Consider the following 8719-nt stretch of genomic DNA (forward strand, 5'->3'; position numbering starts at 1 on the left):
CATCCGTTATGATAGTTGTACCCGAAGGCAATTGATAGCCTGTTAAATTCCCTTGTTTCCACCACCTCCAAGCCGTTCGATAACTTATTCCTGTTTTTTTTGCCTAGTCTGATAGTTTCCTGTCTATATATTACCATGCCTGACTATATCTGACTATATTTGTATTGAAACTTTACAATACCTTGGTCGCTGATTTCGGCGTTAAACGACGGATAAATTCCAGGGGTAACCCGTCTGTATCGGCAATAAAGGTGACTTCATAGACATGATCGCCGATCATCTGTTGTTGGGGTGGCAAAAGAATGTTTAAAGGTTGATATAAATCGGCATCCTCTTGATGAGCTTGCTGAAAGTTATTTGTTAATTTTTCTAACCATTCTGGTAAATTGCTGACATTTTCTGTTAGGTCAAAAGACAAGTGATAATAACCCACATAATGCTGATCACTAAAGGCATCGGGGGCGGGTTTCGGTTGAGGAATTTGGATTAATTCGATGCGTCCGTTTAACCCCGTTAGCCAACAGGCCAAAGTATAACCCGTGGTGAATCTTTCCTCTAGGGTAAAACCGAGAAGTTGGTAAAAAGCGATCGCCCGATGGATATTAGCGGTGCGGATAGAAGCATGGTGCATTTTCAGTGATCAGTAATCAGTCAAAAAGACGAAAATAGGGATAACGTTTGGGAACCCCCGGTTCTTTTTCCAGATCAAAATTAATTACATCCCAACAGGGTTCATCGGGAGCATCGGGGCTAAATTCTACTGGTAAACCGTAGAGACGGGGAATAGCGGCTTCACCCGGTCCATTACCCCGCCAAGCGGTGTTACGTTCTAAGTAGGAACTAACTAAATCGCGATAACGGTTGGCAATAATTACTTTAGTCGCTTTAAATCCTTGAGTATAGAGGCGATCGAGTGCTTCGTGAATCTCAAAACGAATACCATCCGGGTGAGTGTGTTGACGATACCACTCACCATTCCAGAGTCGCCAATGCCGTCCTGACTGCAAGTGAACCAACTCTCCCGTTTTGGGATCGGCTTCAAAAGCCCCATGGCGCGGACACAAATAGGTATCCGTCAAAGTGAGGGCGGGGATTAGCTGCCGACAGTGAGGACAATGGATATCGGGGCCAAAAACAGGGTATTGTAAACTTGCATTAATCATGGAAGAACCTAAACTAAAAATTGCTATCTTTGTACCAATAATCCTATCCATATTATACCCAACCAAATTGGACGGGTATTCTCTTTCGACTTTAGTGCAGTTCCTTTCATGTCTTTAGATAACTTAAGATCAACTTCTAATTTCTGGCCGATTGTCGATGTCAGTCAAGCGGCTTTTATTGCCCCTAATGCCACGGTAATGGGCGATATTTCCCTAGCTGTGGGGGTGAGTGTTTGGTATGGGGCGGTATTGCGCGCCGACGTGGAACGCATCGAAATTGGGGCTTATACTAATATCCAAGATGGGGCGATCCTACACGGAGATCCGGGCAAAATTACTATCCTTGAAGATTATGTCACCATCGGGCATCGGGCGGTAATTCACGCAGCCCATATTGAACGCGGTTGTTTAATCGGCATTGGGGCAGTGATTCTCGATGGTGTGCGCGTCGGGGCGGGTAGTATTGTCGGGGCGGGTAGTATCGTCACAAAAGATATACCACCGCGATCTTTAGTGGTGGGCATTCCCGCTAAACGCGTCCGGGAAGTGTCGCCACAGGAGGCTCAAGAGTTGATCGAACACGCCGAGCGCTATGCTAAACTTGCCCTCGTTCATGGGGGAAAAGCTACTGATACTGGATTCCCAAAACGGGCGGATTAGGGTATAAATATAAAATGAGAATCAAGTAACAATCTTTTAAGCACCGATCGAGGAGAACGAAATCTATGGACTGGAGAGTGTTAATCGTTTTAACCCCTTTGCTTATCGCTGCTGGCTGGGCTGTCTTCAATATCGGCGCTGCCGCTATTAGACAAGCTCAACAGTTTCTCAGCAAACAAAGTTAATAAAAGTTTATAGTTCTTAGTAAAACCGACCGCCTAGGCGATCGGTTTTTAATTTTTCCCCAAGCGGCGATCGCTGATTTGGGTGTAGGATGTGGGGTGTAGGATGTGAGGTGTGGGGTGTGGGGTGTAGGGAAGGAAACCTATTTCATCTCTAGTGGTGAAAATCTTTTCATCGGGACTGAATCCTGAATCCTGAATCCTAACCCCACCAATACACTTTTTCAGCAAACCCTACCTAACCATGAAATCTAACTGTCAAAATCTCATTCAAGAACTTTCCTATCTGGAAATTATCACCGATCCGGGGCAAGTGGCGAAACTTTCCTTAGATTATTATCATTTTAGTCCCATTTTAGAGGCACAACTGCGAGATAAACGGGCTGATTTAGTCATTCGTCCCCAGAATAGCCAAGAAGTTATCGACATCGCTAAAACCTGCGTTAAATACCAAATTCCTTTAACAGTTAGAGGTGCGGGTACAGGTAATTATGGTCAATGTGTTCCCTTGCAGGGAGGAGTAATTTTAGATACAACCAAACTAACAAAAATTATCTCGATCGAACCGGGTACAGCCCGGGTAGAAGCGGGGGTAAAAATGGCATTTTTTGATAAACAAGCTCGCGAAATCGGTTGGGAATTAAGAATGGCTCCCTCTACCTATCGGACGGCGACAATTGGCGGTTTTATCGGGGGTGGCAGTGTGGGCATGGGTTCAATTAATTATGGACAATTGAAGGATAGGGGCAATCTGCAAGCATTGCAATTAGTCACCCTAGAAGCGGAACCAAAAATTATCGAACTACGGGGGGATGAGGTAGAAAAAGTCAATCATGCCTACGGAACAAATGGCATTATTACCGAGTTAGAAATAGCCCTCGCTCCCTGTTATCCTTGGGCAGAATTTATCGTTACTTTTGCCGATTTTATCACCGCCGCTAAATTCGGTCAAGCTCTCAGTGATAGTGATGGCATTGTCAAGAAAATGGTTAGTGTTCACTCTTGGCCAATTCCCGCTTATTTTACTGCTCTTAAGGATTATTTAAACACAGGAAAAGCGGCAGTTTTGTTAATAGTATCGGCGGGCGATCGAGTTGCATTAGAGTCTTTAATTAAAGAATATAATGGTGAACTTACTTACTATAAAACGCCAGAAGAAACTCAAAAAGGCAACAGTATCTTAGAATTTACTTGGAATCATACCACTCTCCATGCGCGTAGTTTTAACCCCAAAATAACTTATCTACAAGCTTTTTATTTTAATCTAGCCACGGTAGAGAAACTCTATAATTATTTTGGTGAGGAAATAATGATGCACCTAGAATTTTTGAAATTTCAAGGTAAAGTTATTCCCGCCGGTCTTCCCTTGCTAGAATTTACCACAGAAACTCGATTAAATGAGATTATTGCTATCTATGAACAACAGGGGGCAGCTATTGCCAATCCTCACACTTATATCATGGAAGATGGCGGCAGCAGACAGATTAATCCGCTGCAACTAGAATTTAAAAAACTCGTCGATCCCTACGGATTGAACAATCCGGGTAAAATGCGAGCATGGATTGAAGCAAGGGGGTAGGAGTTCGATTCAGGCTAGATTAAACAAGTTGACATCCTCGCCGCCGTAAAACGGAGGGGATCGAACCTAAAACACTAACCGGTAAAAAGGGAGTGGGGAAAACAAAAAAACAAAGCTCCCCGCTGCCCCTTGCCTATTCCCAGACTTGCCCCGATCCGATACAATTAAACGGTTGTCTTGGAAGAATTAATAGTGATCGAGCGTTATACTCTCCCTGCGATGGGGAATTTGTGGACGGATAGATATAAATATCAAACATGGCTAGAGGTAGAGATAGCCGTCTGTGAAGCGCAGGCAGAATTAGGCTATATTCCCGGGGATGCAGTGGCAGAAATTAAGGCAAAAGCTAATTTTGATCCCGATCGCATTTTAGAAATAGAGGCAGAAGTACGCCACGATGTCATCGCCTTTTTAACAAATGTTAACGAATATGTGGGCGAGCCGGGGCGTTATATTCATTTGGGTTTAACCAGTTCTGATGTACTAGATACCGCCCTGTCTTTACAATTAGTCGCCAGTTTAAACCTGATTTTAGAACAATTAGAAGATTTTATTCAAGCCCTGCGCTATCGCGCCCAAGAACACCGTTATACAGTCATGGTAGGACGTTCCCACGGCATTCACGCCGAACCGATCACCTTTGGCTTTAAACTAGCGGGATGGTTAGCGGAAGTGCTGCGGGGACGCGATCGTTTAATTCGCTTGCGCCAAGACATCGCCATCGGTAAAATATCCGGTGCAGTGGGAACCTATGCCAATATTGACCCGAAAATTGAGGCGTTAACCTGTCAGAAGTTAGGATTAGAACCGGATACCGCTTCCACTCAAGTGATATCCCGCGATCGACACGCCGATTATGTGCAACAATTAGCTTTATTAGCGGCTTCGATCGAACGTTTTGCCGTGGAGATTCGCAACCTGCAAAGAACCGATGTCCTAGAAGTGGAGGAATACTTTTCCAAAGGACAAAAAGGCTCCTCAGCTATGCCCCATAAACGTAATCCCATCCGCTCAGAACGCTTAACGGGAATGGCGAGAATTATCCGTAGTCATAGCGTTTCCGCCTTAGAAAATATCGCCCTCTGGCACGAAAGAGATATTTCCCATAGTTCCGTAGAACGGGTAATGCTGCCGGATGTTTGCATTTTGACCCACTTTATGCTGAAGGAAATCACCGATTTAGTCAAAAATCTGCTGGTGTATCCCGAAAACATGAAGCGGAATATGAATGTTTACGGTGGCGTGATTTTCAGTCAAAGAGTTCTTTTAACTTTGGTGAGTAAGGGAATTAGCCGGGAATCTGCCTATAAAATCGTCCAAGAAAACGCCCATCGCGCTTGGAACACCGATAACGGCAATTTTAAAGCTTTTATCAGTCAAGATGAGCAAGTTACTGGCATTTTATCCCCCGACGAGATCGAAAGTTGCTTTGATCCTCAGCAGCACCTAAATCATCTGAATAGCATCTACCAAAGGTTAGATATTTAAGGAGCTTTCAGTGATCAGCTAACCACTAGCTTGTTGCTTTAGAAAGGTAATGACAGCGTTTTGGATTGTCGGTTGGCGATCGATCTTTTCTCAGAAAGCGATCGCTGTTCGTTTCTCGATCATGGTCGCGTTTGAAGATAAAACTAAAGAATCGGCGCAAGCGAGTACGAATCGGGTAAAATAAGGGTCTGTATTCGGAGTGTTCGTTTTTACGATGAAAATCAAACTCTGGAATTTAGGTAGTATTAAAGAGGCAGAAGTGGATCTTCGGCCTCTAACCGTTATTATTGGCCCGAATAATTCTAATAAAACTTATATCGCCTACTCGATTTATGGGTTATGGATTAATCAGCTTGACAGCCTTTATTTTTCTCGTGAAATTGTAGAAAAAATAGAATTTACAAATCAAGCCGATCATTGGTCTTTAAAAATAGACCGACGTTTTTATGATGTTATATCCGAAATTGTTCAAAAGTCCGCATCTCAATTTAGCGGGATAAAACTACAATCTTTTTTCCAAGATTCTAGCGGTAAAATTTTTGAAAAAACGAAATTCAGTATCGAAATTTCCGAAGATGATATTAAAACAGCTATAGAAAAAGTTTTAGCGGATACAATTGAATCTTGCAGGTCATTAGCTTCACTTGGAATCAAGAAAATCGAGCGAAGCGACAATAATAGTGAGATTTTATTTTATCCAGAAAAAGAAGATAAAATTGATAATTATAAATACATATTTTTTCGTGATTTTGTTGATAATGTTGTAAAATTTTCATTTTCCGACGCACTTCCTTTACCCGCCGAAAGAAACGCTTTTATAAATACCTATAAAATGCTGGCCAATAGAAGATATAAGCTACTTAAAGAGAATCAGAGAGATCTATTGATACAAGGACGTATTAATCGAGATAGACAGTTAGAGTTACTGAAAGAACAGGGAGATATTCGCTATCCTCAACCAGTAGAGGATTTTTTAGATTTTTTAACTGACATAGAACTAGAAAATAAGCCCGATCCCATTGCCAAAAACAAAAATGATTTTCAAAAATTAGCTGATCAAATTGAAAAGTATATTCAAAATAACAATAAAACAATCTTTAAAAATACGAAATTCGGAGGCAGAGAAATTAAAGTTTCGGTAAAAAGAAGTTTAGAAATCGATCTTTATAATGCTTCCTCGTCTATTAAACAATTAGCCCCGCTTTTACTCTATTTACGCTATCGAGCAAAATCGGGGGATTTTCTGGTGATCGATGAGCCTGAAATGAACTTACATCCAGAATCTCAGGTAAAATTGTTAGAATCTTTAGCGATTTTAGTCAATTTAGGAGTTAGAATTTTATTGACGACTCATAGCCCCTATTTGATGGCTCATCTTAACAATATCGTTAATGGTAATCACCAAAATCCAGAACTTTTAGCCGAACAAGCTAAATTGCTTTATCTGCAAGATAGCCGAGCTTTTCTTAAAATGGAACAGGTTAGTGCCTATGAAATGAAAAATAATCAATTACTTTCTTTACACGACCCTGAATATGGTATTCGTTGGGATACTCTCAGCGATGTATCAGTTGATATTCAACAAAAGTTTTTTGCAATTTATGAAGCAGGACAACAAAACCAAAAAACCGAAGAAGGATGTTCCTCAGAAGAAGAATAAACTCGATTGGCAAAAATTTAACTTTTTAGAAAATCTGCTTATTTTCTGTACCGTACCCGCTCGGATCGCTCCACCCGAAAGCGGTGTCAGCTTTCGGATTACCAAATCAGAAGAAAATTCTGTTTGTATTCTATTTAAAATTGATCGCCGGGACGATCCTCTCGTTAGAGAGCAAAGCCAGAAAAGACCTGATTATTTATCTCTTTTTATTCAAAATGGTTTATTTTTGCTGACTATTATCGAGATGAAGGGAACTAATAAAAATTCCACGAGTACAGGTATCGAACAAATTACAACTTTTAGAGATATTTTAAAACAAGAAATTGCCGCTCATGTCACCACGAAACTCAAATATAAATTACAAGCTATCCTATTAACTCCCTATAATGCCAATATTCCTCAAAAGGCGATCAACAAGGAAGCGGAGAAAGGATTTATTATTTTACCTATCCAGTATAATTTTAAAGCGGAGCTTTATCCTTATGTTTCCAAGACTTATAGTAAAGCGGATTTAAGCAAAATAAATTATATTCACGACGAGCAACATCAAGAATCCGATTGTTTGTTAATCGAAAAATTGTTGGCTAAACAAGCATCGGACAAACGTAAACAGGATAACTATTATTTATGTAAATTCAATCCCACCAAAGATAGACAAGGCATCTATATAGATTATCAGGTGTCGAGCGATCGAGACTTGATCACCCTATTAACCGATCCGCAGGGAAAGAAAGTTCAATTGGCTTACTGTAGTGATGATTCTCAAAGTTCAATCGATCAAATTCAGGAAGAGATTAAAAATTTAAACATATATGGAATGGTAGAGATGGTAAGTCGTCTAATCAATAGTTAGTATAAAAAAGTGGTGTAGAGAAATCTATATATAAACGGCTCCGCAATAAACTTGACAAACTTGAGGTTTTGGTGCGGTTGACTAAGGAACCGAAGCGACCACTACTTTTGCCGAATCGGAGCGCTCCGATGCCGCCGATTTTTTCGGGTGCTTTCCCTGCTGCAATTAGGGGGAACGCACCTTCTACCATTTTTCTTTATTCGTGGCAGACATTCTACTCCTTTCTCCCTTTCTAGGAGAGGGGAGCGAAATATGAATGTTTACGGTGGCGTGATTTTCAGTCAAAGAGTTCTTTTAACTTTAGTGAGTAAGGGAATTAGCCTGGAATCTGCCTACAAAATCGTCCAAGAAAACGCCCATCGCGCTTGGAACACCGATAACGGCAATTTTAAAGCTTTTATCAGTCAAGATGAGCAAGTTACCGCTATTTTATCCCCCGACGAGATCGAAAGTTGCTTTGATCCCCAGCAGCACCTAAATCACCTTAATAGCATCTACCAAAGGTTAGATATTTAAAGAGCTTTCAGTTATCAGCTATCGGCCACGTTTTTGAGATCGGCAACTTGAAACCTTGGGAGTAACAATGCCATGACCATTACTGCGAGGGACCTACCGATAGAAAAAATTGCCCAGTTTTGCGATCGCTGGCAAGTGACCGAATTCGCTCTATTCGGCTCCGTCCTGCGCGAAGACTTCCGCCCCGACAGCGACATTGATGTTATGGTGGAATTTCATCCAGAAGCTCACCCCACATTCAGCACCCTAGACCAAATGGAAGCAGAGCTAAAAACCATCTTCGCTCGAGATGTTGACCTGATTACCCGCCAAGGCATTGCCACCAGTCGCAACTACCTACGCCGTAATCAAATCCTTTCTTCGGCTCAAGTGATTTATGCAACGCGATCCCCAATTCCTGCTTGATATGCTGCAATCCGCAGATTTTGTCGGGTGCGTTCCCTGCTGCAACGAGGGGGAACGCACCTTATGCCATTTTTCTTTATTCGTGGCAGACATCTTACCAAAATTTTGGGTTAAAGCCCCGTCCTTTTAGGACGGCTTTATGTGAAAATGAAATTGGTTTGAATCCCCTGAGTGGGCGGTAGTGAATGGCTCGATTGAGTTGAACCCTTGAAC

General features: G+C 41.7%; 11 protein-coding genes and 1 pseudogene. 9 read left to right on the plus strand and 3 right to left on the minus strand.

Translation table 11 applies throughout. The features are described 5' to 3' along the window. Positions 1–172: 172 nt before the first annotated feature. Both EWV84_RS00715 and EWV84_RS00720 read right to left on the minus strand, forming a co-directional pair. Entirely contained in the window at positions 173–631 is a 459-nt protein-coding gene (locus EWV84_RS00715; protein ID WP_286827182.1) for a VOC family protein, read from the minus strand. A 16-nt stretch (positions 632–647) separates the two neighbouring features. Then, positions 648–1163 carry a TIGR02652 family protein gene (locus EWV84_RS00720; protein WP_158202360.1) on the minus strand — a complete coding sequence of 172 codons (516 nt, stop codon included), beginning with the start codon at positions 1161–1163 and terminating at the stop codon, positions 648–650. A gap of 108 nt (positions 1164–1271) precedes the next feature. On the opposite strand from EWV84_RS00720, the gene EWV84_RS00725 reads away from it, so the two are divergent. The 7 genes from EWV84_RS00725 to EWV84_RS00755 all read left to right on the plus strand — a co-directional run bounded on the left by EWV84_RS00725 (position 1272) and on the right by EWV84_RS00755 (position 7585). Continuing rightward, positions 1272–1823, plus strand: coding sequence for a gamma carbonic anhydrase family protein (locus EWV84_RS00725; RefSeq protein WP_286827181.1), 552 nt, complete (start codon positions 1272–1274; stop codon positions 1821–1823). A 65-nt stretch (positions 1824–1888) separates the two neighbouring features. Beyond that, positions 1889–2008: a photosystem II protein Y gene (locus tag EWV84_RS00730; protein ID WP_044035004.1), complete on the plus strand. Its 120-nt coding sequence runs from the start codon at positions 1889–1891 to the stop codon at positions 2006–2008. A 241-nt stretch (positions 2009–2249) separates the two neighbouring features. Then, a complete protein-coding gene (locus EWV84_RS00735; protein ID WP_287075749.1) occupies positions 2250–3584 on the plus strand; it encodes an FAD-binding oxidoreductase in 1335 nt (444 codons plus the stop codon). A 192-nt stretch (positions 3585–3776) separates the two neighbouring features. Continuing rightward, positions 3777–5072, plus strand: coding sequence for an adenylosuccinate lyase (purB, locus tag EWV84_RS00740; protein WP_287075758.1), 1296 nt, complete (start codon positions 3777–3779; stop codon positions 5070–5072). Between the two features lie 49 nt (positions 5073–5121). Further along, positions 5122–5256: a hypothetical protein gene (locus EWV84_RS00745; RefSeq protein ID WP_256377759.1), complete on the plus strand. Its 135-nt coding sequence runs from the start codon at positions 5122–5124 to the stop codon at positions 5254–5256. A gap of 30 nt (positions 5257–5286) precedes the next feature. Continuing rightward, positions 5287–6732: an AAA family ATPase gene (locus EWV84_RS00750; RefSeq protein WP_287075752.1), complete on the plus strand. Its 1446-nt coding sequence runs from the start codon at positions 5287–5289 to the stop codon at positions 6730–6732. Further along, positions 6674–7585 carry a hypothetical protein gene (locus tag EWV84_RS00755; protein ID WP_287075754.1) on the plus strand — a complete coding sequence of 304 codons (912 nt, stop codon included), beginning with the start codon at positions 6674–6676 and terminating at the stop codon, positions 7583–7585. The genes EWV84_RS00750 and EWV84_RS00755 overlap by 59 nt, the downstream gene beginning before the upstream one ends. Here EWV84_RS00755 and EWV84_RS00760 read toward each other — a convergent pair. Next, positions 7575–7775, minus strand: a complete 201-nt coding sequence (locus EWV84_RS00760) for a hypothetical protein (RefSeq protein WP_287075760.1) — start codon at positions 7773–7775, stop codon at positions 7575–7577. The genes EWV84_RS00755 and EWV84_RS00760 overlap by 11 nt on opposite strands. A 53-nt stretch (positions 7776–7828) precedes the next feature. On the opposite strand from EWV84_RS00760, the pseudogene EWV84_RS00765 reads away from it, so the two are divergent. Next, positions 7829–8101: pseudogene (locus tag EWV84_RS00765) on the plus strand (adenylosuccinate lyase); the annotation flags it as partial. 72 nt (positions 8102–8173) lie between these two features. Next, positions 8174–8506 (plus strand): nucleotidyltransferase family protein, encoded by a 333-nt coding sequence (locus EWV84_RS00770; RefSeq protein ID WP_287075756.1) that lies wholly within the window; start codon positions 8174–8176, stop codon positions 8504–8506. The last annotated feature ends 213 nt before the right edge of the window (positions 8507–8719 follow it).

Source organism: Microcystis sp. M_QC_C_20170808_M3Col (assembly GCF_007095505.1).
Lineage (GTDB): Bacteria > Cyanobacteriota > Cyanobacteriia > Cyanobacteriales > Microcystaceae > Microcystis.